Consider the following 23,662-nt stretch of genomic DNA (forward strand, 5'->3'; position numbering starts at 1 on the left):
CCCTTCGTCGTTCATGTGACCGCGCGGCTGACGGTGATCACGCCGGCGGCGTGCAGGCTGGTCAGCAGGGCCCAGTCGCCGGCCGGGTCCAGCCAGATCTGGAGGTCCGCGGGCCCCTGTGGCCTGGGCAGCGGGCCGGCGGGCTCGTAGAAGGTCGCGACCAGCACCAGGGGGACCGGCGCCTCCCACCGGGTGAGCGCCGGGGGTTCGTGCCGCCCGCCGAGGATCACGGCGCGTTCCGCGTCGCCGCAGGCGCCGAGCCGGGGTCCGGCCGCGAGCCGGGCCTGCAGCCTGACCTGCAGGTCCATGGCGAGGCGTACGCGCGCCGTCGCGCGCTCGCCTGCGGTGGCGAGCGCGGCGTAGCCGGGGGCGAGCAGGTCGACGAGGTCTGCGGCGTCGTCGGCGTAGCCGCGGCGGGCCCCGCCTGCGTAGATCATCTCCAGGTGGTACGGCCGTCCGTCGTGCCTGACGGGAGCGGCCGGAGGAGGCTCCGCCGCCGAGCCGTTACGGACGATCACGACGTTGTCCCGTTCCTTCATGGGCCCGGCATCCAGCGAGTGGCGGCGAACAGGGCCGTGAGCTGCTCCTTGTCGGCGGCCCGCCAGAAGAGCTCGTCCATCAGGATACGGAAGGAGCGGCTTCCCCGCTCCGTGACGTCCAGCGCGGGATCCTCGGCGAGGAGCGCGGCGTGGGCGCCCAGACGGTCGCGCCGGTCGCCGTTCGGCGGATGGCCCAGCGTCGCGGTGCGGAACGCCGCCTCGACCAGCGCCAGCGACAGCTTGACCTGTGACTGGATCACGGCGGGGTCGAGCGAACCGTCCCACAGCCGCAGCTCGATGTGGTCCTTCGCGGTGCCGCGCATGGCCTCCATGTTCAACGCCAGCTCCTGGCCGGTGTTGGCGTGCCGTACCGGACCGATCTGCTGGTAGCCCGCGGCGGGCAGGTCGTTGGGCCGGCAGTGGGAGAGACCCCGGTGACCGGCCCGCTCCGGGTTCTGCGCGAGCCTGAACAGGGTGTCGGCGTGATGGTCCGCGTAGCGCAGCACGGCGGCGTAGTTCTCCACGATGTGGTCGTAGTCGTGGGTGCTCACGTGGACGTGCCCGCCGGTCGAGAGGCTCGCCGTGCCGCCGTGCGACCGGATGATCTCGCAGGCGACGCGGAGGTTCTCCCACGTCGCGGGCTCGTCGTACAGGATGGGCGAGACCAGTTCGCCCGCGACCGTGCCGTCCCGTTCCAGGTTCCACAACCCGCGCCCGCCGTTCCTGCCCGGACGGTAGCCCTCCCCCTGCATGGTGTGGCGGCCGTGCACCTGGGCGTCGCCGGTCAGGCCGGCCTCGCGCAGGGCGCGGGCGATCGCCTCCAGCGTCCTGACGTCGGTACGGTCCGGCAGGTCGAACTCCAGCTCCAGCCCGAACCCCCGCCCGCCGTCACGGTCCGCGAGGGAGGCGGTGGCGTTCTCCGGCATGTACGGGATCACCTCCTCCCCCGCGACCGCGCGCTCCATCGCCCGATCGTAGGCACGGCGGAACGCGCCGGCGTCCCTCGTGAACGACACCTCCGGCCGCTCCGGCCAGCGCCGCCACGCCTGGGCGCGGGAGGCCAGCGAGGCGACCCGCTCCTGCTCCGCCACGGCCAGCGGATCGGGCCCGGTGAGCAGGGACAGCGAGCGGCGCAGGGGGGAACGGGCACTCCGGTACGCCTTCTGCGCCTCCGCGTGTTCCTGGGCCGCGGCCCGCCTCGCCTCCTGAACGGCGGAGGAGGAGAGATCGTGCAAGCCCGGGGGCACGTTCCGCGGCTCCGGCGGCGGGCCCGCCCGGGCACGGCCGGCGGGCGGGGTCATGGCGTCCAGCACCTGCCGGCGGTCGACCGGCGCGAACAGGTCGAACCCTGCCTGCTGAACGTCGGCCGCCCTGCGCGCCAGCCGTTCCACGGACTGTCCGAGACCCGCCTCCGTGGCCAGCCGGCGCAGGGGGTCGAACACCCACAGCCGGGACGGCGCATCGGAGCGGGTGAGCTCGGCCAGCCGCGCCAGAACCCGCGCCTCGTCGTCGCGCGGGCGCGGGAAACCGTGCTCCGCCGCGATCCGCAGGCCGTCCCATCGGTACGGGTCCCGCGCCCGGCGCGCGGCGAGCAGGCCGGCGAGCTCCTTGACGTGGGCCGCCCGCGCGAGGTCGGCGCCGTGCGCCTGCGCCTCCTCGGCCAGGCGGACGAGGTGCCCGACGGAGCGTCCCAGCCCCACGTCCTCGGCCAGCCGCTCCAGCGGAGGACCGGCTCGCTCCCTGCCGGGGCCCGGCAGCGCGGCGAGCTCGTCCAGGTGCGCGAGCAGCCGGGCCGTCGCCTCGCCTGGATCGGTCACGGCGTGCCTCTCGGCGAGCAGCACGCCGTTCCACAGGTAGGGGTCCTCGTGCCAGAACCGCTCCATGCCTTGGCGGAAGGCTGCGGCCCCGCTCGTCCCGGCGGGGAAATAGCCGTTGTCCTGGGCCGCCCGGACGACCGGCAGCACCTCGGCGACCCGGCCCGCGCCGGGCCCCACGTGCCCGTCGAGCAGGGGCCTGACGAGGTCCCTCGCGCCGCTCTGGGTGAGCCGCTCCCCCATCATGCCGACCATGAGCCCGACCGCGCGCGCCTGCGTGGCGGTGACGTCCCGCAGGCCGAACAGGTTCCGGTGACGGTATCCCGTCCAGCGGATGGAGTCCGCCGCCATGGTGGCCCGGAGGGTGTCCACCAGCGCCGCGCGGCCGGCAGCGCCGTCCGGGGCCATCGCGAACCGCTCGGCGTCGTTGTAGAGATCGACCAGGGCGTCGATGTCGCGGTGCAGGCCGAGCTCGGCCGCCAGCCGGCGCACGGCCCGCCCGGCCGCCGGCTCGCCGGAGATCCGGCTCATCCGTGCCAGCGCCCACGCCGTCGTCGCGCTGTCGTTGACGACATCCAGCTCCCGTCTGAGACGACGGCCCTCGGCCAGGAGCTCCGCGTCCGGCACGGGCCGCCGGGCGTCCCCGCCGTCAGGCGACCTGCTGTCGGGCGCGGGCCGCCGGGCACTCCCGCCGTCAGGCGACCAGCCATCGGGCGCAGGCCGCCGGGCATCCCCGCTGTCAGGCGTCCAGCGGTGCACCATCGCCGCGGCCTCGGCGAAGTTCCGCGGCCGGGGGTCCGCGACCGCCGGGAGGTCTCCGATCGGGTGGCGAGCGCCCGCGGGGTCCACCGGGCCCAGGACCGGCACCGTCCCCGCATGGGGCGTCCACGTCAGCGCCGTGGCCCGCGTTCCGGCGTCCGGCGGCGTGCTCAGGTCGCGTGGCTGCCGGACGGGAGGGCCGGCCGGGTCGCCGCCTGGCCCGCTCCGGCCGCCCGGCCCCGCTTCGCCGGACGTCGCGGGCCGCTCGTCGCCGGACTCCAAGGACCGCTGGTGTCCGAGGTCGCCGTCCACGGAACGCTGGCCGGGCGGGAGGTCAACGGGCCGCTGGTGGACCGGAAGATCCACGGGCCGGTGGTGGACCGGAGCGTCCGCTGGAGGGGCGGGGACGTCCGCGGGCCGCTGGTGGGCCGGGACGGTGTCCGCGGTTTTCAGATCGTCGTCGTGGTGAGGTTCGACTGTGCCTTCTGGGGGCGCGTTGATCGTCGGGATGGTGGCCGGGAGCAGCGAGTCACGGGGGAGCTCACCCGGACGAGCCACCTCCGGCCGCGGCGGTCCGGCCGGGCTCTGCTCGGCCGGGTGGCTCTGGGCCGGCCGCGCGGGAACTCCGCCCTGTTCGGCGCCGGCCAGGGGCGTGTCGTGACGCCGGGTGACCTCACCCACGATCGTCTCGCCCTGGTGCGGCTGGGCAAGAGCGGCTCCCGGTTCAGAGGTCTGCCGGTTGATCAGGGCGCCGACGTCACCGTGGCGTTCGGGCCGGGACTGGTGCGCCGGGGTCGAGGAGTCGGCGACCGGTGCGCCGACGCCCGCTTCACCGCTGACCGAGCTGCCGGCGGACGCGTTGCCCGTGGCCGAGGTGCTGGCGGGCGGAGTGCTGGTGGGCGGAGTGCTGGTGGGCGGAGTGCCGGCGGACGCGTGGCCCGGGGCCGGGGTGCTGGTGGCCAGGGTGCTGGTGGCTGGGGGGCCGCCGAGGTGGGCGACCGCCTGCATCGGGGTGTAGCTCACCCTCGCCGCGGCCGGGACGTCGAGGCTTCCTGAGACGCCGGCGATGAGGGAGAAGGCCAGGTGGGAGGTGTCGAGCTGGCCGCTGAGCGCCAGTCCCGGGATGGCGCCGCCGGTGCCCGCCAGCCCGCCCAGCAGCGCCTGACCGTACATGCTCTGCCCGTACGCCACGATCCTGTCACGCACGGCCAGCTCGGCTTCGGAGGCGAGGTAGACCATGTTCCGGCTCAGCAGCCGCGAAAGCCCCGCGTTCGCGCCGGCGAACAGGGCGCCGGTCAGGGCGCCGCTGCCGGTTGACAGCGCCAGCGACGCGACGTCGAAGTCACCGGCCTCGCGGTCTCCCCAGATCTGCTGAGCCACCTGCACGCCGAGGTCGAGGCCGCCGCTGATGCCGGCGAACGTCAGCATGCCGCTGAGAACGAGCCGCTTGATCGTCTGGATGCGCATCCGGGTCAGCAGCGTGTTGTGCTGGATGAGTTTGAGTACGGCCGGGCCGTTGACGTAGATCCACACCAGCAGCCTGACGATCGCCGCGCCGAGCAGCGCCAGCGAGGCGTAGATCATCCATTCGGTGTGCTGCATCCGCACGCCGTGTTCGCGCAGGGCCGCCGCCTCGTCCCGCAGCGCCTGTTCCAGGAGGTCGAGCAGCGCCGGCCCGGTATCGGGCCCGGTGGCGCCCGGCTGCCCGCCGAGCGCGGCGAACGCCTGCTCGAACGCCTCCTTGGCGGGGCCCTGCCATTCCCAGCCGCGCAACATTCGTGCGACCGCGCCGGCGTCGTCGGCTCTGAGCCCGGCCAGGAGGTCGGCCAGGTTCTCCAGCGTGGTGGCCTCGGCGAGGATCCCGGGGACGTCGGCCTCCGGGACCGCTCCGCCGGTGAGCGGCTGCGCCAGCGGCTTGACGATGTCGGGCACCAGGCTGAGATCGAGCCCCATCAGAGCCTCCTGAGGGGACCGTCGCCTTCAGGCGACGGGCAGATCGGGCGGGTCACGAGGGCGGTCGTGGCTCGCGTGACCCCGGTGCGCCGGGTCGGGGCGGGAACGACTCGAAGCCCGTCTCCTCGCCGAACAGGTCATCGAGAGGGAGATCGGAGGTGAAGGGCTCCATCAGCTCCTTCATCTCGCCGGAGACCTGCCGGGTCGCCCTGCCGATCTGCTCGACGATCGAGGCGGACAGCTCGGACGGCGACAGCTTGCGGTAGACCCGCGGGTCGAGGTCGATCGTCCGCACCTCGCCGCGCGGGCCGACGGTCACGGTCACCATGCCGTCCTTCGAGGTGACCGTCGCCGACAGCAGCCGCATCCTTTCCTGCATCTGCTTGAGCTGCTCGGTCTCCTGGTTCACCTCCTGGACGAGCTGCTCCAGCAGCCGCCACGGCTCGTCCGTCGTCATCGCCCGCCCCTCACGCCGACCAATCAGCACCGTAGGTCTCGTATGTACCATCCTTTTCCAGAAGACGCTGCCTGTCGACCTCGGGCGGCGCCCTCGCTAGGCTGCGATCCCGTGGAGTTCAACGGCGTGGTCGCCCACAGCCAGGGTCACCTTCACCGGCTGGCGTGCGCTGCCGACGACCTGGCCGGCGACGTGTCCGGCGTCCAGACCAGGTTCGAGGAGTCGTGGCGCGCCGCGTGCGCCGCCCTGGGCGCCGACGACTACGGCCGCGGCTACCGGCGGGGGCGGGGGCAGCGGCTGGACGGCATCGGCGCGGGGCTCGCGCTCCTGGCCACCGCGCTCAAGGAGCAGGAGACAAGCTTGCGGGAGGCGTCGAAGCACTACCAGGGCTGCGAGGACGCCAGCACGCTGCGCACCTGACCCGCTCAGGCCCGTCAGGGCGCGTGCGCCGCAGAGACGCCTGACCCGCTCACGTCCGTCAGGCGCGTGCGCCGCAGACGCCCGGCATCTTTCCGATCATGGTGTCGTCCTCGGCGGCGTCGAGGAGCACCATGGCGTAGTCGGCGCGCGACAACATCGCCTCGCCGCCGGTGGCGTCGGCCTCGAAGTCGATGTGCGCCCGCCCCTTGCCGGGCTTGTCGACCAGCCGGGTGGCCCGGACGACCGTCCAGTCGAGGCCGGAGATCTCCAGCATGCCCTCGGCGCGCGCCAGGTCCGCGTAGGCCTTCCTGAAGATCATCCAGGCCATGCCGACGGCGAGGCGGGGCCGGGTGGCGGGGACGGAACGGCTGCTCGTCATCACCACCCTGCGCACGCCGGCCTCGCGCATCGTCGCGATCAACGTGCGGGCGATGCCGCTCCCGCCGACCGCCGCGACGACGGCGTCCTGACCGGCCATGGCCCCGCGCACGCTCGACGGGTCGGTGGCGTCACCTCGCACGACGGCGAGCAGGTCGCCGCGCCCGTCGAGGAGCTCCGGCTTGCGGGTGAACGCCGTCACCTCGTGGCCGCGCGCGACGCCCTGCTCCAGCACATGCATTCCGGTACGACCCGTCGCACCGATCACCAACAGCTTCATATAGCCTCCTTCTATATGGCAAAATGCACTAAAGCAAAGCGCATGTCAACCCGCGTACGCCTTGCGGAAGGAGGAATGGCGCGTGTCTATGCGGTCGTGGTCTTGTCCTTCCACCAGGACGGGTTGTCGGTGTACCAGCGCACCGTCTCAGCCAGGCCCTCGTCGAAGCCGACGCGCGGACGGTAGCCGAGCGCCCGCAGCTTGGCGCCGTCCAGCGAGTAGCGGCGGTCGTGCCCCTTCCTGTCGGTCACCCGTTCCACCACGTCCCAGCCCGCGCCCACGGCGTCGAGCAGGCGCCCGGTGAGCTCCATGTTGGTGAGCCGGGTGTTGCCCGCCACGTGATAGACCTCGCCCGGCACGCCGCGCTCGGCGACGAGCCGGACGGCCCGGCAGTGGTCGTCCACGTGGATCCACTCCCGGACGTTGCCCCCGTCGCCGTAGAGGGGGAGCCTGCGGCCGGTGAGCAGGTTCGTGACGAACAGGGGAATGATCTTCTCGGGGTACTGGCGGGGTCCGTAGGTGTTGCCGCACCTGGTGATCACCACGGGCAGGCCGTGGGTCGTCGCGTCGGCAAGGGCGATCAGGTCGCCGCCCGCCTTGGCCGCCGCGTACGGCGAGCGCGGGCGCAGCGGCGCGTCCTCACGCCACGAGCCCGACTCGATGCTGCCGTACACCTCGTCGGTGGACACGTGCACCACCTTCGGGACCCCGGCGTCGAGGCAGGCCCGCATGAGCGTCTGGACGCCGAGGACGTTGGTGCGGACGAACTCCGCCGCCCCTTCGATCGACCGGTCCACGTGCGACTCGGCCGCGAAGTTGACCACCAGGTCGTGGCCGGGCACGAGCTTGGCGAGCAGGCCGGCGTCACAGATGTCGCCCTCGACGAGGTCGCAGGCGACCCCATCCAGGTTCGCCGGGTCCGCGGCGTAGGTGAGCCGGTCGAGCACCGTGATCGTTTCCGCGTCCGTGGTACGGGCGAAGTGGGAGCCGATGAACCCGGCACCGCCGGTGACGAGGATCCTCATGGGCGTTCACGAGGCCATGGCGGTCTCCACGACCACCGCGCTGTCCTCGTCGCCCCGTCCCGCGGCGACCACCTCGTCCAGCCGTTCCACCGCGCGCGAGCACACCGGGAGGTCCAGCCCGCCCGCGTCCGCGTCCGCGACGGCCAGCCGCAGGTCCTTGGCCATGAGCCGGGCGCGGAACGCGGCCGGCTCGTAGGTTCCGTCGCGCATGAAGGTGGCGCGGAAGGCCAGGGCCGGTGAGCAGAACGCGCTGCCGGTGATCGCATTGATCAGCATGGTGCGGTCGAGGCCGGCTCGCACGCCCAGGGCCACCGCCTCGGCCAGGGCCACGGTCTGGACGCCGAGCAGGAGGTTGAAGGCCAGCTTCATCGTGCACGCCATGCCGGGCGGGCCCAGATAGCGCAGCTCACCTCCGATGGCCGTCAGGACGTGCTCGACCTCGGCCACGTCGCGCTGGTCCCCGGCGGCGAACAGGCGCAGCTGGCCCTGCGCGGCCATGGCGGGGTTGCCGATCAGGCAGAGCTCGACCCGGCGCACCCCGTGGGCGCTCAGCCGCTCGGCCGCCTCGGCGGCGTAGGCCGCCGAGACGGTGGTCGTGTCGACGACGATCGTGCCGGGCCTGAGCGCCGGCACCATGCGCTCGAACAGCGTCTGCTCCACGGCGCTCTCGTCGGCGAGGCTGAGCAGGACGACGTCGCTGTCGCGGGCGGCGTCCCGCGGCTGGGGTGCCCACCGGGCGCCGGCCTGCCGCAGCGGATCGGCCTTGGCGGCCGTCCTGTTGTGCACGGTGAGCGGGAAGCCGGACTCCAGCAGGCGCCGGGCCATGCCCGCGCCCATCGCGCCGAGCCCGACGACGGCGAGCCTCATGACGCCTCCGCCGGCCTGGTGTCGGCGGACAGCTGGGAGATGCAGCGCATCGTGGCGTCGCGGAAGTAGGTGCCGAACTTCTCCGGCGAGCTGGTGTCGCGCTCCTTCAGCAGGTAGGGGGCGAGCTGCTTCTCCAGCGCGTGCACGCCGCCGTGGCGGGCCATCTTCGCCGAGACGGCCTCCAGCGTGCCCTCGTAGTGGATGATCCGGACCATGAAGTCGTCCTTGATGAACACGGCGGTGCCGAGCAGGCGGCCCACCTCGTTGCCCTGCTCGTCGTGGAGCTCGGAGCTGTCCACCCGTCTGAAGTTCCGGAAGATCTCGGCGATCTCGTCCTCGTGCCCCGGCTTGACCCGGTAGGTGATCGCGGCGTACGTCATCACATTCCTCCATCGACGTTGAGCGTGGTTCCGGTGATGTAGCGGGACTGGTCTCCGGCCAGGAACAGCACGGCGGCCGCCACCTCGTCGGCGGTGCCGAGCCGGCCCAGCGCTGTCATGCCGGCCAGCCGTTCGCGCAGATGCGGGGGCGGCCCCTCGCCGGGGCCGGCCGCGTCTATGACGCCGGGCGCGACCGCGTTCACCCTGACGCCGCGCGGCCCCAGCTCGCGGGCGAGCGACCGGGTGAGCCCGATGAGGGCGGCCTTGGACGCGGTGTAGTGCGCGCTGGCGGGCCGGCCGCGCAGCGCGACGGACGCGGACAGGTTGACGATCGAGGCGCCGCCGGACATCAGCCCCAGCGCCTGCCGGGTGACGAGGTAGGCGGAGGTCAGGTTGGCGTCCATGATCTCGTGCCACTCGCCGGGGTCCAGCTTGTCCACGGGGCGGACGCCGTCCACCCCGGCGTTGTTGACCAGCACGTCGAGCCCGCCCAGGCGCTCGGCGCAGGCGCCGGCGAGCGCGGCCACGTCTTCCTCCCGGGTGACGTCGGCGGTGACCAGCTCGTACGGGAGCGAGGCGGGCGCACCCCGGTGGCAGGCGACGACGCGGGCGCCGGCCGCGGCCAGCGCCCGGGCGGTGGCCGCGCCGATGCCCCGCGAGCCGCCGGTGACCAGCACCCGCTTGCCGGCGAGCGCGGCGTCGTACGTCATGATCGCTCCTCGGGGTAGGCGGCGGTGACGGCGTACAGGGCGAAGCTCTGCCCGTGCGAGCCGTCCTGGAAGGAGCGCAGCGGCGCGGTCGTCTGCCGGTGCCGGGTGCCGGCCTCCCACGTGCGGAAGGACTCCAGGCTGTCCCACTCGCTCAGCACCAGGAACCCGCCCGGCTGGGTGAGCGAGCGCAGCAGCTCGTTGCCGAGCAGGCCGGGCGTGCCGGCCAGCTCGCGGCTGACCTGGTGGTAGGCCTCGGCCAGCTCGGCGTGGGAGTCCCCCGAGGCCCTGGCGTAGACGAGCACGCGCACTCTCGGGCTGGTCATGTCCTGGCCACGGGGTCCATGGCGTAGACCACGTTCATCGTGACCATGGAGCCGCCCGAGCGGAACGGGTGCAGCCGGACCCGGTGCTGGAGGTGCTGCTCGCTGGTCTCGAACTCCCGGAAGCGGGGCTCGTCCACCCAGTCGCTGACGATGTAGTAGACGCCGTCCTCCTCGGCGCTCTTCGACAGCCACTGGCCCTCGTTGGCCGGGTGCTCGGTGACCGCGGTGCCGACCCGCAGCCAGGTCTCCTCGAACTCGCGCTCCGCGCCCGGTTTGATCTGCATGCGCAACATCACGCGAAAAGTCATCGCTAGATCCCGCCGTCCACGTTGATGGTCTCGCCGTTGATGAACGCCGCCTGGTCGCCGGCCAGGAAGGTCACCACGGTGGCGATCTCCTCGGGGCGGCCCATCCGGCCGAGCGCGATCAGGCGCCGGTAACGCTCGCGCACCTCGTCGGGCACGCCCGCCTCCGTCTCGACGGGGCCGGGGGCGACCAGGTTGACGCGGATGCCGCGCTCGCCGAGCTCCTTGGTCAGCGACCTGGTCAGGCCGATGAGTCCGGCCTTGGCCGCGGTGTAGTGGGCGCGCAGCGGGATGCCGACGGTGGCCACCTTCGAGCCGATGTTGACGATCGAGCCGCCCTGGCCCATCAGCGGCAGCGCCCGCTGGATGACCATGGCGGTGGCGGTCAGCCCGGTGTCCACGACCCGGTGCCACTCCGCCGCGTCCAGCTCGGCGAACGGGACATGGCTGATCGCGCCCGCGTTGTTGACGACGATGTCGATCCGGCCCCATCGGCGCTCGCACTCGCCGACCAGGGTGTCGATGTCCCGCTGCTCGGTCACGTCGGCGGTCGCGACGTGGTGCTCGCCGCCGATCGCCCGCAGCTCCTTCTCCAGGGTCCGCGCGGCCTCGCCGCCCTGCCGGGTGCAGGTGACGACGCTCGCGCCCGCCCTGGCCAGGTCGAGCACGATGGCCCGGCCGATTCCTCTGGCGCCGCCGGTGACCAGCGCCTTCCTGCCGTTGAGTCGCATGGTTTCTCCGATGTCACATCAGGGTGGCCGCGCCGGCGCCGGCGGCCGCGAGCGCGGCCAGGACGAGCACGGTGCGGATGAGGTTCCAGGTACGCCACCGGGTCCTGGGGTCCCGCGCGGCCCAGTCGGGCGGCGGGTCGCCGGGGTCCAGCGACGTCACGTACTTGTTGATCGGCACGTTCTTCACGACCGAGATGGCCATGACGAGCGCCAGCAGCGCCGCCGCCGCGGTGTAGAGGGAGCGCGCGCCGGCGGACGGGGCCAGCACCGCGAGCGCGGCGTTGGCCAGGAAGGTGATGGCGTTGACGATGGGCATGAGCGGGTCGTAGCGCGGCCACAGGAAGCTGATGGCGCGCACGTACCCGTCGTAGGGCATGGCCTTGGTGTACGGCTCGATGCCGATGACGGTCGAGAGCATGACCCCCGCCGCCAGGCCGCCTCCGGCCAGGGACAGCGGGATGAGCAGCGAGATCATCGCACCGTCTGCGCCGCGGCTTCCACGCGGCGCCGGATCAGGTCGAGCTGGACGGCGGAGTTGCCGTTGATCCTGGCGGCCATCGCCGCGTCGTCCAGCGGCGCGCCCGGCTTCATCTGGAAGTCCTGCCTCCAGCGCATCAGGACGCCGCCGTCCACCTCGGTGTAGTCCCACGCGATGTGCATGTGGTCGAACCAGCCGGTCTCCACGCGGTGGGCCCGCACGGTCCGCTTGACCGGGTCGGCGGTCCGCTCGGACACCCAGCTCCAGGCGTTGCCGTCGGCGTCGGGGTGCATGGTGAGCCGGAAGCGGACGGTGTCGCCCTTGCGCTCGAGGATCTCTGCGGCGGCGTACTCGCTGAACAGCCGCGGCCAGTTCTCCACGTCGTTGGTCATGCTCCAGACCACCTCCATCGGCGCGGCGATGACGATCTGGTTCTCGGTGTGTGCTGCCATGGTCCTGTCCTTACGCTCTGACGACGATTGCCGAGTTGAATCCGCCGTAGCCCCTGGCCAGCACCAGTGCCGCGCGCAGCGGCGCCTGCCTGGGGGTGTCGCGGACGAGGTCGAGCCCGAGTCTCTCGACGGGTTCCGAGATGCCGACGGTGGGCGGGATGACCTGGTCGCGCAGGGCCAGCAGCGCGGTGGCCAGGTCGAGCGCGGCGCCGCCCGCGTACAGGCGCCCGGTCATGGTCTTCGGCGCGGTGACCGGGACACCCAGCGGCCCGAACACCGCGGTGACCGCCTCGGCCTCCTGGCGGTCCAGCTCGGGCACCCCGGCGGCGTCCGCGAAGACGACGTCGACGTCGCCGGGCCGGACGCCGGCGTCGGCCAGGGCGGCCTCGATGGCGCGGCGCAACCCTGGAGGCCGGTCGGTCCACGGCGGCGGATCGAACGTCGCCGCGTGACCGGCTATATAGCCATAGGTGGTCTTTTTCGTGTCGGTGGGCTCGATGACGAACATCGCCCCGCCCTCGCCCGGCAGGTAGCCGTCCGCGCGGGCGTCGAAGGGCAGGAACGTCCCCGACGGGCTGAGCCGGCGGTTGCTGAGCTGCGCGACCAGCCCGTACGGGCACAACGACGCGTCGGTGCCACCCGACAGCGCCAGCCGCACCTGGTCGCGCAGCAACCGGCACGAGTGGGCCACCGCGTCCAGCCCGCCGGCCTGCTCCGCGCAGACGACGCCGCACGGGCCGCGCATCTTGTGGCGGATCGCGATCTGGCCCGTGCTGGCCGCGTAGAACCAGGCGATGGACTGGTACGCGCCCACGTGCCGGGGCCCGTTCCGCCACAACTTCTCGATCTCCCGCTGCCCGAAATCCGTGCCGCCGGAGGAACTGGCCGTGGTCACCGCCATCTCGTACTCGGGCAGCCCGGCCGGGTCCACCTCGGCGTCGGCCAGTGCCATCTCGGCCGCCGCCAGCGCCATGTGGGTGAACCGGTCGGTCTCGGCGACGAGCCTGCCCGGCACCCGGCCCTTGGCGGTGAACGACGACTCGCCGCCCCTCGTCACCGGGTAGCCGCCGGCGTCGAAATGCGTGATCGGCCCGAGCCCGGACCTGCCGTCCAGGACCGCGCGCCAGTAGTCCTCCGCGCGGTCCCCGTTGGGCGCCACCACCCCCATCCCGGTCACCGCGCTCATCGTTCCCCCCGCCCCAGCACCATCGCCGTCTGGAAGCCGCCGAACCCGCTGCCCACGCTGAGGACGGCGTCCACCCGCCGGTCGCGGGCGGTCAGCGGCACGTAGTCGAGGTCGCACTCCGGGTCGGGGGTGTGCAGGTTGGCCGTGGGCGGCACCACGTTGTCCCGCATCGCCAGCAGGCAGGCCGCCGCCTCGATCGCGCCGATCGCGCCGAGCGAATGCCCGACCATCGACTTCAGCGAGCTGACCGGCACCTCGTAGGCGCGCGGCCCCAGAGCCCGCTTGAAGGCGGCGCTCTCGTGCCGGTCGTTCTGCTTGGTGCCCGAGCCGTGGGCGTTGACGTAGTCGATGTCCGACGGATCGAGCCTGGCGCCGTCCAGCGCGGCGCGGATGGCCTCGGCCATCTCCCTGCCGTCCGGCTTGAGCCCGGTCATGTGGAAGGCGTTGCTGCGGGAGGCGTACCCGGCGATCTCACCGTAGATCGTCGCGCTGCGGCGGCGCGCCGACTCCAGCTCCTCCAGCACCAGGACGGCCGCGCCCTCCCCCAGCACGAACCCGTCCCTGTGCAGGTCGAACGGGCGCGAGGCGTGCTCGGGGTCGTCGTTGTTGGGCGAGGTGGCCTTGATGGCGTCGAAGCAGGCCGAGGTGATCGGCGAGATCGGCGCGTCGGTCGCGCCGGCCACCACCACGTCGGCCGTGCCCTGCCGGATGAGACGGGCGCCGAGGCCGATGGCGTCCAGGCCCGACGTGCAGCCGGTCGAGATCAACCCGACCTGCCCCTCGGCCCCGCAACTCCACGCCACCTCGGCGGCCAGGGTGCTGGGCGCCATGAACCCGTACAGGTGCGGCACGCCGTACGCGTCGTCCACCAGCCAGCGCCTGCCGCCGTCGCTCAGGACGACGTACTCCTCCTCCAGGCTCATCGTGCTGCCCACGGCGCTGCCCAGGCTGACGCTCACCCGCTCGGGCGCGACGTCCTGGCCCAGGCCGCTGTCGGCCCACGCCTCCCTGGCCGCGACCACGCCGAGTTGCGCGGCCCGGTCCATCCTGCGGACCTCCTGAGCCGACAGGCCCTCCGACACCGGGTCGAAGTCGCACTCGGCGGCCATCCGGGAGCGGAAGCCCGACGGGTCGAAGAAGGTGATGGTACGCGTCGCCGTGCGGCCCGCCGTGAGCATCTCCCAGAAGGCCTTGGTGCCCGGGTCACCGGGAGCGACGACGCCGATCCCGGTGACCACGACGCGGGCGGACGACATCAGGCCTCTCCCGCTCGTTCTTCTGTGTCGACGTGACCCAGCTCGGGGCGGGGCGCCAGCGGGCACAGGTGGAAGACGATGAGCGCGTCCTCCGTGCCGGTGTTCTCGACGCGGTGCCGGGTGAACTTCGGCACCATGACGCTCTGGTCGGCGCTCATCTTGACGTCATCGCCGTCCAGCCTCGCGACGATCGTGCCGCGGGCGACGAACATGTACTCGTCGGAGTAGGGGTGGTAGTGCTCGGCGACGGACTCGCCCGGCTTGAGCAGCGTCACACCCATGAAGCCCGTGGTCGAGCCCACGGTCTTGGGGCTGAGCAGCACCCGCAGGTCGCCGCCGCGGCGGCGGTTGGGCTCGACGTCGTCGATGTGGACGATGCGGGGTCCGGCCTGCTTGTCGGTCACGAGCTCTCCCAGGTGTAGAAGGGGATGGCCATGGCGTCCTTCGGCTCGCGCCAGTTCGGGTCGTACGGGCTGACGTGCTCCGACAACCTCTGGCTGACGTCCACGTAGAGCGGGTGACGGCGCGCCTTGTCCAGGTCGGGCTTGATGTCCTGGTCGGCCTCGACCAGGTGGAAGTACAGGTCGTGGAAGCGGAAGAGGGTCCTGCGGGACACGCCGATCAGGTGCGGCAGATCCGTGGCGTCGGAGTCGGCGAAGATGCCCGCGATGGCGTCGGCGTGCGAGGCCTCCATGTGCGCGACGATGAGCGTTCTGTGCGGCAAGGTGATCTCCTACTTGATCGCGATGGCGAGGGTGTCGGTGGGGCCGAGCGGCTGGACGGAGGTCTGCTGGAATCCCGCCTCGCGCATCCACGCCAGGCACTCGCCCTGGGTGTACTCCGACCCGTCGGTCGTGGTGAGGATCATGTGCAGGCTGACCAGGAGGTTGTCGGCGTCGGCCGGCTCCTCCTCGATCATGCGGTCGTAGACGAGCAGCACCCCGCCGGGAGCCAGCGCCTGGTAGGCCTTGCCGACCAGCATCCGGCGCTCCTCCTCCGACCAGTCGTGCAGCACGTGCCCCATGATCAGCACGTCGGCCTGCGGCAACGGGTCGTTGAAGAAGTCGCCGGGCACGAACGAGGCCCGCCCGGCCAGCCCGAGCCCGGCCAGGTGCGCGTCGAACCTGGGCTCCATCTCCGGCAGGTCGAACACCATGCCCTTGAGGTGGACGTGCGCCCTGACCAGGTGGGAGATCAGGTTGCCGCGGGCGCCGCCGATGTCGGCGACGGAGTCGTGCGCGGTCCAGTCGTAGGCCTTGGCCAGCTCGGGGCCGAGGTGCCCGCTGAGCGAGTCCATCATGGTCAGGAAACGGTCCAGGAACGCGGGGTTGCCGACCAGCTCCCGGAAGTCGCCGTCGTTGGCCTGCGGCCGGCCGGTGCGCAGCGTGTCGGTGAAGCTTCCCCACGCGGGGTAGAGCATCTCGCCGGAACGCGACAGGAAACCGCCGACGTAGGCGGGCGCGCCGCGGACCAGGAAGCGGGAGGCGGCCGGGCTGTTGCCGTACCTGCCGTTCTCGCGCTGGAGCAGGCCGGTGACGACGAGGGTGTCCAGCCACTGGCGGGTGGCGCGGGGGTGCAGGCCGAGGCGCTCGCACACCTCCTCCGCGGTGGCCTCGACGTCGTCGAGCGCGGTGAACAGGTCGAGCTCCACTGCGGTGAGCACGACCTTGGACATCGCGTACATGCTGCCGATCCGGAAGATGTCGGCCGGGGTGCTGATCGATGCGTCCGTTGCCACGGGGGCTCCCTTCTGAGTGATGATCGGGTCAGGCGTCGGGCGTCACGGCCTCGATCAGCCGCAGGTCGCCCGCCTCCCCGCGAACGCCGCCGAAGCCGAGGCCGGCACGGTCGAACAGCTCGGCGAACTCCTTCTCGGTGCGCTCCTTGCCGCCCGCGACCAGGAGCATGTGCAGATCCATCAGCCGGGCCCGCCGCTCGGCGGGGCCGCTCGCGAGGAGCTGCTCGACGACGATCACGCGGGCGCCGGGCGGCGCGGCGCGCCGGCAGTTCCGCAGAACGCGCAGGCACGTCTCGTCGTCCCACATGTGCAGGGTCTGCTTGATGAGATAGACGTCGCCGCCACCGGGGACGGCCGTCTGGCAGTCGCCGGGGAAGGCGCGGAAGCGGGAGGCCAGCGGGCCCTCGCGCAGCGCCGGGTCGACGGTGTCCAGCGCCTGCTCGGTCTCGACGAGCACGCCGGTGACGCCGGGGTGGCGTTCCAGCACCGCGCGCAGCAGGTTGCCCTTGCCTCCCGCCAGCTCGACCACGCACTCGCCGTCCTTGACCGGCAGCGCCTCGGCGACCAGCGGGTCCTCCCGCTGCGCCACGACCGACAGGCCGTGCTGGAACGCCTCGCCTGCCTGCCTGTTCTGGTCGAAGTAAGCGAAGATGTCCTGGCCGTAGTGCGCCTGGAAGGCGGCTTCGCCCGTTCTGACCGAGTGGGCGAGCAGTCCCCACAGGATCCAGTTCCAGTCGCCGCCCAGGCGGATGATCCCCGCGGGGCCGCCGGGCGCGTCCGAGCGCAGCGCCCGGGACAGGGGGGTGTGCTCGTAGCGGCCCTCCGCCTCGGCGAAGATGCCGTACGCGGTGAGCAGCCGCATGAAACGTTCGAGCGTGTCCCGCCGCGCGCCCGCGGCCGAGGCGAGCTCCTCCAGGGTGACGGGCTCGCCGTCCACCGCGTCGGCCAGGCCGAGCTGGACCGCCGCGCGCACCACCGCGCTGGCGTGCACGCCCGTCGAGAGCTCGAACACCTTCGCGGCCGCTTCGTCGCGCATGACCGCCATTGCCATGTGATACCTCCGGGTCATCCGGCGGCCGGGTCCTCGAGACCCGCCGACTGCAGAGGCTGGCGGCGAGGGCTCAAGGATCGCTCCAGCACCGCTTGAGCAGCGGCCCGCGGATCGCTGGGGGCCGGGTCGGGCGCCGACCGGCCCCGCTCAGGTGATGCTCGAGCGCGGCGAGCCAGCATGGGCGTCCCGGCGGGCCTGCTCCGCCCGTCGTGCCGATCAAAGGGAGTGACGGATGGAACTGGGGCTCACTGGAAAGAGCGTGCTCGTCACGGGCGCCAGCAGCGGCATCGGACGTGCCGCGGCACGCCTGTTCGCCGCGGAAGGGGCCAGGGTGGCCCTCACGTACCGCGTCAACAAGGACGGTGCGCAGAGCACCGTGACCGAGATCGAGCGGGCGGGCGGCACCGCGATCGCCGTGCAGTACGACCTGGGCGACGCGGACTCCATCAGGACCGCCGTGGCCGGCGTGATCGACGCCCACGGCGGCGTGGACGTGCTGGTCGCCAACGCCTCACCCTGGTCGGGGCCGCACCTGCCGCCCCGCGCCTTCGAGGACGTGCCGGTCGCGGAGTGGCAGACCCAGCTCCGCGAGGAGCTCGACGGCGCCTTCCACACGGTGCAGGCGGTGTTGCCGTCGATGAAGGCGCGCGGCTGGGGACGGCTGGTCTTCGTCTCGGCGGCGTCGGTGCGCTCGGGCATCCCCGGGGAGGAGGCGTTCATCGCCAGCAAGGCCGGCCTCAACGCCTTCAGCCGCACCCTGGCGGCCGAGGCGGGCACGAGCGGGATCCTCAGCGTGGTGGTGTCGCCCGGGGCGACGGCGACCGACACCACCCGGCGCGCTCTTCCCCCTCAGGTGATGAGCAAGGTGGCCGCCTCGGCCGCCACGGGCCGCATCTCGACGCCCGAGGAGGTGGCCAGGGCCATCGTGTTCCTCGGCTCGGAGGCCAACGGGAACATCACCGGCACCATCGTCGAGGTCACCGGCGGAACCTGATCCGCCCCTGCGCCGCCGCGGGCCCGAGAGGCCCCGCGGCGGCTTTCCGCACTCAGCAGGGCCTGCGCCGTTCCTCCGGGCCCGAGGGACCGCGACCCTCGATCAGCTCGCGGCCATTCCCTCCGGACACGAGACGACCGCGGCCTCCGGTCAGGCCGCGGTCGTCCCCTTCCGGCACAGCGCGCCGTACCGGCCGGTCAGGCTGTGGCGATGCGTTCCAGCTGCGGGACGACGGCGGAGGGGGCCGGGCGGGCGGCGATCTCCTCGCGCAGGCGGGCCGCGGCCTCCTTGGCCCGCTCGTCGTGCAGCAGGCGCAGCGCCCGCTCCCGCAGCTCGGCCGGAGCGGCGTCGTCGGGCGGCAGCAGTTCGGCCGCCCCGGCACGCACCAGGCGGGTGGCGTGCGCCTCATGGTCGGGCAGCTGCGGCACCAGCAGCTGCGGCAGGCCGGCGGCCAGGCCGGTCAGCGAGCTGCCGGCGCCGCCGTGCGCCACCAGCAGGTCGCATGACGGCAGTACGGCGTGCAGCGGCGCGTCCTCGACGACCCGCACGCCCTCGGGAAGGGCGCCGAGCAGCGGGCGCTGCTCGGCGGTCACGGCGGCGACGACCTCGGCCTCCGGCCCCGCCAGCGCGCTGACGGCGTCCCTGGCCAGGAAGCGGCGCGCGTCCACGCGGGCCATGGTCGTGCCCCACGTCACGCAGATCCTGGGCCTGTCCGCCGGGCCGAGGCGGGGGTCCGCGCCGGCCCCGTTGTACGGGACGTACCTGATGGGCGTCGGCCGGTAGTCCACCTCCACCTGCACGCCGGCGGGGAACGGGTCGATCGTGGCCGCCCCGAGCGGATCCAGGTCGTCCAGGCCGTGCCGCTCCGCCATCGGCGCCAGCAGCTCCGGCAGGAACCGGCGGGCGCGATGGACGAGGTCGGCCCCGTACAGGTGGCGCACGGCCGGCACTCCGGCCGCCGCCGCCGCGACCGGGGCCGCCCAGGCCGTCGGATCGTGCACGACCAGGCCGGCCCGCCATTCCCCGGCCAGGCGTACCAGGTCGTCGACCATGGCCTCGGCGTTGGCCTGGAACATGCGCAGCGCGCGGGGGGCGCGCCCGTTCGTCAGGGGTCCCGGGGGCACGGGCGGGGTGCCGAAGCGCCGGGTCGGCAGCGCGTACCCGCGGACCAGGTCCACCGAGTCCACGTCGGAGCCGACCACGGCGTACGGCAGCCCGGTCCGCCGCGCGGCGGCCGTCAGCGACGGCTGGCAGGCCACCAGCACGTCGTGCCCGGCCGCGCGGGCCGCCCAGGCGAGGGGCACCATGGCGTACAGATGGGACGGCCACGCCCAGGCCGTGAACAACACCCGCACCGTTCCACCAGCTCTCAGCTCAGGACCGCATCGGCGATCAGATCAACCTGTCCGGGGTCTGCCGTGCACGGCAGCAGGATCAGCTCGTCGCAGCCGGCCTCGGCGTAGCCGCGGGCCAGCTCGCGCAGCCGCTCCGGGTCCGTGGCCGCGCCGGAGACCACCAGCGCCGCCTTGTCGCCGATGAAGGCGTAGTAGGAGCGCAGATAACGTTCGGCGTGCTCGCGCCCGCCCGGGCCGAGCGCGACGTAGGACAGCGCCAGCAGCCTGGGCGCCTGCGCCCTCCCCTGCCGCCGCCATTCCGCGCGCACCGCGGCGGCCAGGTCGGCGTAGCGGGAGACCGAGCTGCCGCCGCCGATCCACCCGTCGCCCACCCGCGCCGAGCGGCGCATGGCCGCCGCCGAGTGGCCGCCGACCAGCAGGGGCGGGCGGCGCCGGGGGCGCAGGCCCTGGCCCGGCTCCGACCAGGCGTCGCGCAGCTCGCGCACGACGGTGTCGAGGCGCTTGCCCCGGCCGGCGAACGGCGTCCCCGTCGCGTCGAAGTCGTCCTCGCGGTCGCCCGAGGCGAGGCCGACCACCAGGCGCCCGCCCGACAGGTGGTCGAGCGTGGCCAGCTGCTTGGCCAGCAGCGCGCTGTCGCGGCAGGCGGCGATGAGGATGGTGGTGGCGAGCTTGATCCGTTCGGTGACGGCGGCGGCGGCCGCCAGGGCCAGCAGCGGCTCGTAGTTGCGGTACACGATGCGGTCGAGCGCGCCGAGCGTGCTGAACCCGAGCCGGTCGGCCCTGCGGGCCCACTCGACGAGCCGCTCGCCGGTCAGGTCCGGCACGGTCGTGGGCAGGGCGAGTCCGATGTCCATGGTGACGGGCCTCTCAGCCGCGGTCGAGGATCCGGCCGGCCACCGCGCGCAGCACGGCCTCCGGGTCGGCCGGGAGGACGGGCGCGCGCCAGGCGACGAAGCCGTCGGGGCGGACCAGCACCGCGCCTGACGGGCTCACCCCGTACGTGCGCGGCCAGCGGCCCTCCGGGTCGGCCAGTTCCGCGCCGCCGATCATCCGCGCGTCCAGGCCGGCGCGGGCCGCCGCCTCGTGCCAGCCGCCGCCCTCGGAGCCGGTGAGGAGCACCGTTCCCTCGCCGAACAGGTCCAGCGTGGACACCGGCACGCCGTCGCGGACGATCGGGCAGTGCGGGGCACGGGTGCCCGGCGCGCCGAGCAGGGCGGGCTCCAGCGCGGGCGGGCCGCCGGTCTCCTCGGGGAGCACGGCCGCGGAGTCGTACCGGTAGCCCAGGATGATCGCGGCGTAGCTGACGGCCTTCCCGTCGCCGTCGGCGGTGCTGGTGCGGTCGCGCATCGTCTTCATGGCGTAGTCGATGGTGTGCCCGGCGACGGCGCGGCGCTCCCGCTCGTAGGTGTCCAGGAGGCCGGGGCCCGCGTCGCCGGCCAGGACGGCGGCCAGCTTCCACGCCAGGTTGTGGGCGTCCTGCACGCCGGTGGCGGCGCCGAGCGCGCCGGTCGGGGGCATGGCGTGCGCGGCGTCGCCGACGAGGAACACCCGTCCGTGGCGGTAGCGCTCGGCCAGCTGGGCGGCGACCTCGTAGCCGAGCACCTTGGCGCCGGTCCGCTCGATCTGCACCTCGATGTTGTCGACGCGCAGGTCGGGCACTCCCACGGCGGCGCGGATGACCGCCACGCACCGGTCGTCGTCGAAGTCGTCGGCGTTGCCGGCGGCGGGGTCGTAGGGGGTGACGAACACCCAGCGCGAGCCGTCCATCGGCATCATGCGGGTGCCGGGCTCGGGCTGGTCGAAGTAGCCCAGGCCGAGGTCCCGGCCGCGCAGCGGGCCGCTGAGGTCGGCCTTGAAGACGAGGCTGACGATGTTCTGCAGCACGCCGGGGCCGGTCACGCCGATGCCGAGCCGCTGCCGCACGGAGCTGCGGCTGCCGTCGGCGGCGACGAGATAGCGCGCGCGGATCCGGCGCTCGCGGCCGGTGTCGGCGTCGCGCACGGTCGCCGTCACCCCGTCCCCGTCGTCGTCGAACGACGTCAGCTCGGTGGAGTAGCGCACGTCGGCGCCCAGCTTCACGGCGTGGTCGGCGACGATCTCCTCCAGCCTGTTCTGGTCGATGGAGCACCAGTCGCACGGCGTGGCCGCGCTGAGCCCCGGCGCCTCGTTGCGCATCGGCATGGAGAACAGCTCGGCGTCGTTGAGCGTCCTGGCCCTGATCACCGTCTTGGTGCTCAGGTCGGAGGTCAGGGACTGCGCGGCGACGATCGTCTCCTCCAGACCGGCCGACCGGAAGATCTCGACGGTGCGCGGGTTGATCACCCGCGCCCTGGGGTGGCGCAGCGTGCTGGGCTTGCGCTCGACGAGCGTCACCCGCACTCCCGCCCTGGCCAGGAACAGGGCCGTGGTCAGGCCGACGACGGCGCCGCCGGCGATCAGCACCTCGGTGTCTTCGTGTGGCATGGCTGGCCTCATCCCTTCGGTCATCGGCACACCTACCAGGGAGCAGAACCGGCGTCGCGCGGCGCTGGACGCCCGGTCGAGTTCCGCTCCAGCCCTCGTCCGCCCCGGATCCAGCGCGGCTCGAACGCGGCCTTCCACGATGGCCTCGCGACGATCTGATCCGAGAGAGCGGGGCACACCATGCGACTGGGGATCAACGTCCCTCTGAACGACGCCGACCTCGTCATGGAGGCGGAACGGCTCGGGTTCGAGGTGGCGTTCGTACCGGAGGGATTCCGTTCGGACGCTGCCAGCGCGCTGGGATACCTCGCGGCCAGGACCACGCGGATCCACGTGGCCTCCGGGGTGTTCCAGATCCCGGCGCGGACCGCGGCCATGACCGTGATGACGGCCGCGACGCTGGACGGCCTGTCCGGCGGCCGGTTCCGGCTCGGGCTGGGCGTCTCCAACGCGTTCGTCACCGAAGGCTGGCACGGCACGCCGTTCGGCCGCCCGCTGGCCAGGACCCGCGAGTACGTCTCCATCGTGCGGGCCGCGCTCGACGGCCGACAGGTCGACCACAAGGGCGAGCACCTGCAGGTGCCGCTGCGCGGCGGCCGGGGCACCGGCTTCCGCCTGCACGCCACGCTGGTCAGCCCGCGCATCCCGATCTACCTGGCCGCCGTCGGCCCGCGCGGGCTGGAGCTGGCCGGGGAGATCTCCGACGGCTGGTTCGGGGTCTTCAGCTCGCCCGAGCGGGTGGCCGAGGCGGTCGGGCACATGGAGGCCGGGCGGCTGCGCGGCGACCTGGCCGGCGAGCCGTTCGAGGTCATCCCCTCGGTGTCGATCGCCGTGGACGACGATCTGGAGGCCGCCGCGCTGCCCGTCAGGCACCACGTGGCGCGGTTCGTCAGCCTCGGGCACCGCGCCGACAACTTCTACTTCCGCCTGCTGGAGCGGCTCGGCCACGGCGATGCGGCGGTGGAGATCCAGGACCGGGCGCGGGCCGGCGACGCGGCGGGCGCGGCGGCGGCGGTGCCGTTCGAGTTCGTCGACAGCACCTCGCTGCTGGGACCCCCGGACCGGGTGGCGGAGCGCGTGGCCGCGTACGCGCGGGCCGGCGTCACCACGATCGCCCTGTCCCCCGTCGGCTCCGACCCGGTGGCGCGGCGCACATCCCTCCAGGTCGCGGCGGAGGCCGTCGGCCTGGTCACTCCCGGCAGATAGGACCGGCACACAAGGAGGAACCATGTCAGACAAGGCAGGCAAGCGTCCCGGGATCGCCCGGCGCGTGGCGCTGGTGGCGGCGGCGGGCACCCTGGCCCTCGGCTCGGTGGCCGGCCTGGCCGGCTCGGCCAGCGGCGACACCGAGTGGCGGCGCTCGCCGGTCGGCACGTGGGCCGTGGAGATCACGTTCGCGTCCGGCACGAAGACGGAGCGCGGCCTGTTCGCGCTGCGGCCGGACGGCAGCTTCAGCCTCGCCGTCGGCAAGCGGACCGGGTTCGGCAGCTGGCAGCCCACCGCCGACGGTTTCCGCTACGCCTTCAGGCACTACGCGTTCAAGGCCGACGACACCTTCGACTTCGAACTGCGCGGCGTCCAGGAGGGGCAGGTGGACGCGGACGGCACGTTCACCACGACGGGGACGGGAACGTCCCTCGACGCCGACGGCAACGTCCAGGGCGTGTTCGAGACCCAGGTCGAGGGCGAGCGCTACAGCCTCCAGTCACCGTGACGGCAACCGGGGGCGGCGCCACGCGATCGCGTGG

The 23,662-nt window shown here is 73.3% G+C and carries 26 protein-coding genes; 4 read left to right on the plus strand and 22 right to left on the minus strand.

Annotation, left to right across the window (positions count from 1 at the left end; all coding sequences use genetic code 11):
- Positions 1–11 precede the first annotated feature (11 nt).
- The 3 genes from ABGB14_RS40235 to ABGB14_RS40245 are packed head-to-tail and all read right to left on the minus strand — an operon-like array spanning position 12 to position 5,522.
- Positions 12–539: a hypothetical protein gene (locus tag ABGB14_RS40235; protein ID WP_347649118.1), complete on the minus strand. Its 528-nt coding sequence runs from the start codon at positions 537–539 to the stop codon at positions 12–14.
- The gene (locus ABGB14_RS40240; RefSeq protein ID WP_347649119.1) at positions 536–5,065 is read right to left on the minus strand and encodes a hypothetical protein; all 4,530 of its coding nucleotides are present in this window, start codon (positions 5,063–5,065) and stop codon (positions 536–538) included. Before ABGB14_RS40240 ends, ABGB14_RS40235 begins: the two co-directional genes overlap by 4 nt.
- 52 nt (positions 5,066–5,117) lie before the next feature.
- Positions 5,118–5,522 carry a YbaB/EbfC family nucleoid-associated protein gene (locus tag ABGB14_RS40245; protein WP_347649120.1) on the minus strand — a complete coding sequence of 135 codons (405 nt, stop codon included), beginning with the start codon at positions 5,520–5,522 and terminating at the stop codon, positions 5,118–5,120.
- 111 nt (positions 5,523–5,633) lie between these two features.
- Here ABGB14_RS40245 and ABGB14_RS40250 point away from each other — a divergent pair, with 111 nt between their 5' ends.
- The gene (locus ABGB14_RS40250) at positions 5,634–5,942 is read left to right on the plus strand and encodes a hypothetical protein (RefSeq protein ID WP_347649121.1); all 309 of its coding nucleotides are present in this window, start codon (positions 5,634–5,636) and stop codon (positions 5,940–5,942) included.
- Between the two features lie 58 nt (positions 5,943–6,000).
- On the opposite strand, the gene ABGB14_RS40255 is transcribed toward ABGB14_RS40250, so the two are convergent.
- The 16 genes from ABGB14_RS40255 to ABGB14_RS40330 form a co-directional block, all read right to left on the minus strand.
- Positions 6,001–6,600 carry an NAD(P)H-binding protein gene (locus tag ABGB14_RS40255; protein WP_347649122.1) on the minus strand — a complete coding sequence of 200 codons (600 nt, stop codon included), beginning with the start codon at positions 6,598–6,600 and terminating at the stop codon, positions 6,001–6,003.
- Positions 6,601–6,686: 86 nt separating this feature from the next.
- Positions 6,687–7,625 (minus strand): dTDP-glucose 4,6-dehydratase, encoded by a 939-nt coding sequence (gene rfbB, locus ABGB14_RS40260; RefSeq protein WP_347649123.1) that lies wholly within the window; start codon positions 7,623–7,625, stop codon positions 6,687–6,689.
- A gap of 6 nt (positions 7,626–7,631) precedes the next feature.
- Positions 7,632–8,492, minus strand: a complete 861-nt coding sequence (locus ABGB14_RS40265; protein WP_347649124.1) for an NAD(P)-dependent oxidoreductase — start codon at positions 8,490–8,492, stop codon at positions 7,632–7,634.
- A complete protein-coding gene (locus ABGB14_RS40270) occupies positions 8,489–8,872 on the minus strand; it encodes a SchA/CurD-like domain-containing protein (RefSeq protein ID WP_347649125.1) in 384 nt (127 codons plus the stop codon). The genes ABGB14_RS40265 and ABGB14_RS40270 overlap by 4 nt, the downstream gene beginning before the upstream one ends.
- Positions 8,872–9,582 (minus strand): SDR family NAD(P)-dependent oxidoreductase, encoded by a 711-nt coding sequence (locus ABGB14_RS40275; protein WP_347649126.1) that lies wholly within the window; start codon positions 9,580–9,582, stop codon positions 8,872–8,874. Before ABGB14_RS40275 ends, ABGB14_RS40270 begins: the two co-directional genes overlap by 1 nt.
- Positions 9,579–9,905: an antibiotic biosynthesis monooxygenase gene (locus ABGB14_RS40280; protein WP_347649127.1), complete on the minus strand. Its 327-nt coding sequence runs from the start codon at positions 9,903–9,905 to the stop codon at positions 9,579–9,581. Before ABGB14_RS40280 ends, ABGB14_RS40275 begins: the two co-directional genes overlap by 4 nt.
- Entirely contained in the window at positions 9,902–10,213 is a 312-nt protein-coding gene (locus tag ABGB14_RS40285) for an antibiotic biosynthesis monooxygenase family protein (protein ID WP_347623824.1), read from the minus strand. The genes ABGB14_RS40280 and ABGB14_RS40285 overlap by 4 nt, the downstream gene beginning before the upstream one ends.
- A gap of 2 nt (positions 10,214–10,215) precedes the next feature.
- Positions 10,216–10,941: a 3-oxoacyl-ACP reductase family protein gene (locus ABGB14_RS40290; RefSeq protein WP_347649128.1), complete on the minus strand. Its 726-nt coding sequence runs from the start codon at positions 10,939–10,941 to the stop codon at positions 10,216–10,218.
- Between the two features lie 13 nt (positions 10,942–10,954).
- Positions 10,955–11,416 carry a DUF1772 domain-containing protein gene (locus tag ABGB14_RS40295; RefSeq protein WP_347649129.1) on the minus strand — a complete coding sequence of 154 codons (462 nt, stop codon included), beginning with the start codon at positions 11,414–11,416 and terminating at the stop codon, positions 10,955–10,957.
- On the minus strand, positions 11,413–11,871 hold the full coding sequence (locus ABGB14_RS40300; protein ID WP_347649130.1) for an SRPBCC family protein: 459 nt from the start codon (positions 11,869–11,871) through the stop codon (positions 11,413–11,415). The genes ABGB14_RS40295 and ABGB14_RS40300 overlap by 4 nt, the downstream gene beginning before the upstream one ends.
- A gap of 10 nt (positions 11,872–11,881) precedes the next feature.
- A complete protein-coding gene (locus ABGB14_RS40305) occupies positions 11,882–13,057 on the minus strand; it encodes a ketosynthase chain-length factor (RefSeq protein ID WP_347649131.1) in 1,176 nt (391 codons plus the stop codon).
- A complete protein-coding gene (locus ABGB14_RS40310; RefSeq protein ID WP_347649132.1) occupies positions 13,054–14,313 on the minus strand; it encodes a beta-ketoacyl-[acyl-carrier-protein] synthase family protein in 1,260 nt (419 codons plus the stop codon). The genes ABGB14_RS40305 and ABGB14_RS40310 overlap by 4 nt, the downstream gene beginning before the upstream one ends.
- The gene (locus ABGB14_RS40315; RefSeq protein WP_347649133.1) at positions 14,313–14,717 is read right to left on the minus strand and encodes a cupin domain-containing protein; all 405 of its coding nucleotides are present in this window, start codon (positions 14,715–14,717) and stop codon (positions 14,313–14,315) included. The genes ABGB14_RS40310 and ABGB14_RS40315 overlap by 1 nt, the downstream gene beginning before the upstream one ends.
- Entirely contained in the window at positions 14,714–15,037 is a 324-nt protein-coding gene (locus ABGB14_RS40320) for a TcmI family type II polyketide cyclase (protein ID WP_347649134.1), read from the minus strand. Before ABGB14_RS40320 ends, ABGB14_RS40315 begins: the two co-directional genes overlap by 4 nt.
- A 9-nt stretch (positions 15,038–15,046) precedes the next feature.
- Complete coding sequence (locus ABGB14_RS40325; RefSeq protein WP_347649135.1) at positions 15,047–16,051, minus strand: methyltransferase; 1,005 nt, start codon at positions 16,049–16,051, stop codon at positions 15,047–15,049.
- 28 nt (positions 16,052–16,079) lie between these two features.
- Positions 16,080–17,102 carry a methyltransferase gene (locus tag ABGB14_RS40330; RefSeq protein ID WP_347649136.1) on the minus strand — a complete coding sequence of 341 codons (1,023 nt, stop codon included), beginning with the start codon at positions 17,100–17,102 and terminating at the stop codon, positions 16,080–16,082.
- 232 nt (positions 17,103–17,334) lie between these two features.
- On the opposite strand from ABGB14_RS40330, the gene ABGB14_RS40335 reads away from it, so the two are divergent.
- Positions 17,335–18,096: an SDR family oxidoreductase gene (locus ABGB14_RS40335; RefSeq protein ID WP_347623815.1), complete on the plus strand. Its 762-nt coding sequence runs from the start codon at positions 17,335–17,337 to the stop codon at positions 18,094–18,096.
- A 197-nt stretch (positions 18,097–18,293) separates the two neighbouring features.
- Here ABGB14_RS40335 and ABGB14_RS40340 read toward each other — a convergent pair whose 3' ends face one another.
- Genes ABGB14_RS40340 through ABGB14_RS40350 form a run of 3 tightly spaced genes read right to left on the minus strand, consistent with a single transcriptional unit; the run spans position 18,294 to position 21,914 of the window.
- Positions 18,294–19,451 carry a nucleotide disphospho-sugar-binding domain-containing protein gene (locus ABGB14_RS40340; RefSeq protein WP_347649137.1) on the minus strand — a complete coding sequence of 386 codons (1,158 nt, stop codon included), beginning with the start codon at positions 19,449–19,451 and terminating at the stop codon, positions 18,294–18,296.
- 14 nt (positions 19,452–19,465) lie between these two features.
- Complete coding sequence (locus ABGB14_RS40345) at positions 19,466–20,305, minus strand: LLM class flavin-dependent oxidoreductase (RefSeq protein ID WP_347649138.1); 840 nt, start codon at positions 20,303–20,305, stop codon at positions 19,466–19,468.
- Between the two features lie 13 nt (positions 20,306–20,318).
- Complete coding sequence (locus ABGB14_RS40350; RefSeq protein WP_347649139.1) at positions 20,319–21,914, minus strand: FAD-dependent monooxygenase; 1,596 nt, start codon at positions 21,912–21,914, stop codon at positions 20,319–20,321.
- Positions 21,915–22,094: 180 nt separating this feature from the next.
- Here ABGB14_RS40350 and ABGB14_RS40355 point away from each other — a divergent pair, with 180 nt between their 5' ends.
- The gene (locus ABGB14_RS40355; protein ID WP_347649140.1) at positions 22,095–23,120 is read left to right on the plus strand and encodes an LLM class flavin-dependent oxidoreductase; all 1,026 of its coding nucleotides are present in this window, start codon (positions 22,095–22,097) and stop codon (positions 23,118–23,120) included.
- A gap of 22 nt (positions 23,121–23,142) precedes the next feature.
- Positions 23,143–23,628: a hypothetical protein gene (locus tag ABGB14_RS40360; protein ID WP_347649141.1), complete on the plus strand. Its 486-nt coding sequence runs from the start codon at positions 23,143–23,145 to the stop codon at positions 23,626–23,628.
- Positions 23,629–23,662: the final 34 nt, after the last annotated feature.

Source organism: Nonomuraea sp. B10E15 (assembly GCF_039871615.1).
Lineage (GTDB): Bacteria > Actinomycetota > Actinomycetes > Streptosporangiales > Streptosporangiaceae > Nonomuraea.

Excerpts from the sequence above, each read along its gene's own strand:
- ABGB14_RS40235 (WP_347649118.1), bottom strand. The coding sequence starts at position 539 with ATGAAGGAACGGGACAACGTCGTGATCGTCCGTAACGGCTCGGCGGCG.
- ABGB14_RS40240 (WP_347649119.1), bottom strand. The coding sequence starts at position 5,065 with ATGGGGCTCGATCTCAGCCTGGTGCCCGACATCGTCAAGCCGCTGGCG.
- ABGB14_RS40245 (WP_347649120.1), bottom strand. The coding sequence starts at position 5,522 with ATGACGACGGACGAGCCGTGGCGGCTGCTGGAGCAGCTCGTCCAGGAG.
- ABGB14_RS40255 (WP_347649122.1), bottom strand. The coding sequence starts at position 6,600 with ATGAAGCTGTTGGTGATCGGTGCGACGGGTCGTACCGGAATGCATGTG.
- rfbB (WP_347649123.1), bottom strand. The coding sequence starts at position 7,625 with ATGAGGATCCTCGTCACCGGCGGTGCCGGGTTCATCGGCTCCCACTTC.
- ABGB14_RS40265 (WP_347649124.1), bottom strand. The coding sequence starts at position 8,492 with ATGAGGCTCGCCGTCGTCGGGCTCGGCGCGATGGGCGCGGGCATGGCC.
- ABGB14_RS40270 (WP_347649125.1), bottom strand. The coding sequence starts at position 8,872 with ATGACGTACGCCGCGATCACCTACCGGGTCAAGCCGGGGCACGAGGAC.
- ABGB14_RS40275 (WP_347649126.1), bottom strand. The coding sequence starts at position 9,582 with ATGACGTACGACGCCGCGCTCGCCGGCAAGCGGGTGCTGGTCACCGGC.
- ABGB14_RS40280 (WP_347649127.1), bottom strand. The coding sequence starts at position 9,905 with ATGACCAGCCCGAGAGTGCGCGTGCTCGTCTACGCCAGGGCCTCGGGG.
- ABGB14_RS40285 (WP_347623824.1), bottom strand. The coding sequence starts at position 10,213 with ATGACTTTTCGCGTGATGTTGCGCATGCAGATCAAACCGGGCGCGGAG.
- ABGB14_RS40290 (WP_347649128.1), bottom strand. The coding sequence starts at position 10,941 with ATGCGACTCAACGGCAGGAAGGCGCTGGTCACCGGCGGCGCCAGAGGA.
- ABGB14_RS40295 (WP_347649129.1), bottom strand. The coding sequence starts at position 11,416 with ATGATCTCGCTGCTCATCCCGCTGTCCCTGGCCGGAGGCGGCCTGGCG.
- ABGB14_RS40300 (WP_347649130.1), bottom strand. The coding sequence starts at position 11,871 with ATGGCAGCACACACCGAGAACCAGATCGTCATCGCCGCGCCGATGGAG.
- ABGB14_RS40305 (WP_347649131.1), bottom strand. The coding sequence starts at position 13,057 with ATGAGCGCGGTGACCGGGATGGGGGTGGTGGCGCCCAACGGGGACCGC.
- ABGB14_RS40310 (WP_347649132.1), bottom strand. The coding sequence starts at position 14,313 with ATGTCGTCCGCCCGCGTCGTGGTCACCGGGATCGGCGTCGTCGCTCCC.
- ABGB14_RS40330 (WP_347649136.1), bottom strand. The coding sequence starts at position 17,102 with ATGGCAATGGCGGTCATGCGCGACGAAGCGGCCGCGAAGGTGTTCGAG.
- ABGB14_RS40335 (WP_347623815.1), top strand. The coding sequence starts at position 17,335 with ATGGAACTGGGGCTCACTGGAAAGAGCGTGCTCGTCACGGGCGCCAGC.
- ABGB14_RS40345 (WP_347649138.1), bottom strand. The coding sequence starts at position 20,305 with ATGGACATCGGACTCGCCCTGCCCACGACCGTGCCGGACCTGACCGGC.
- ABGB14_RS40350 (WP_347649139.1), bottom strand. The coding sequence starts at position 21,914 with ATGCCACACGAAGACACCGAGGTGCTGATCGCCGGCGGCGCCGTCGTC.
- ABGB14_RS40355 (WP_347649140.1), top strand. The coding sequence starts at position 22,095 with ATGCGACTGGGGATCAACGTCCCTCTGAACGACGCCGACCTCGTCATG.
- ABGB14_RS40360 (WP_347649141.1), top strand. The coding sequence starts at position 23,143 with ATGTCAGACAAGGCAGGCAAGCGTCCCGGGATCGCCCGGCGCGTGGCG.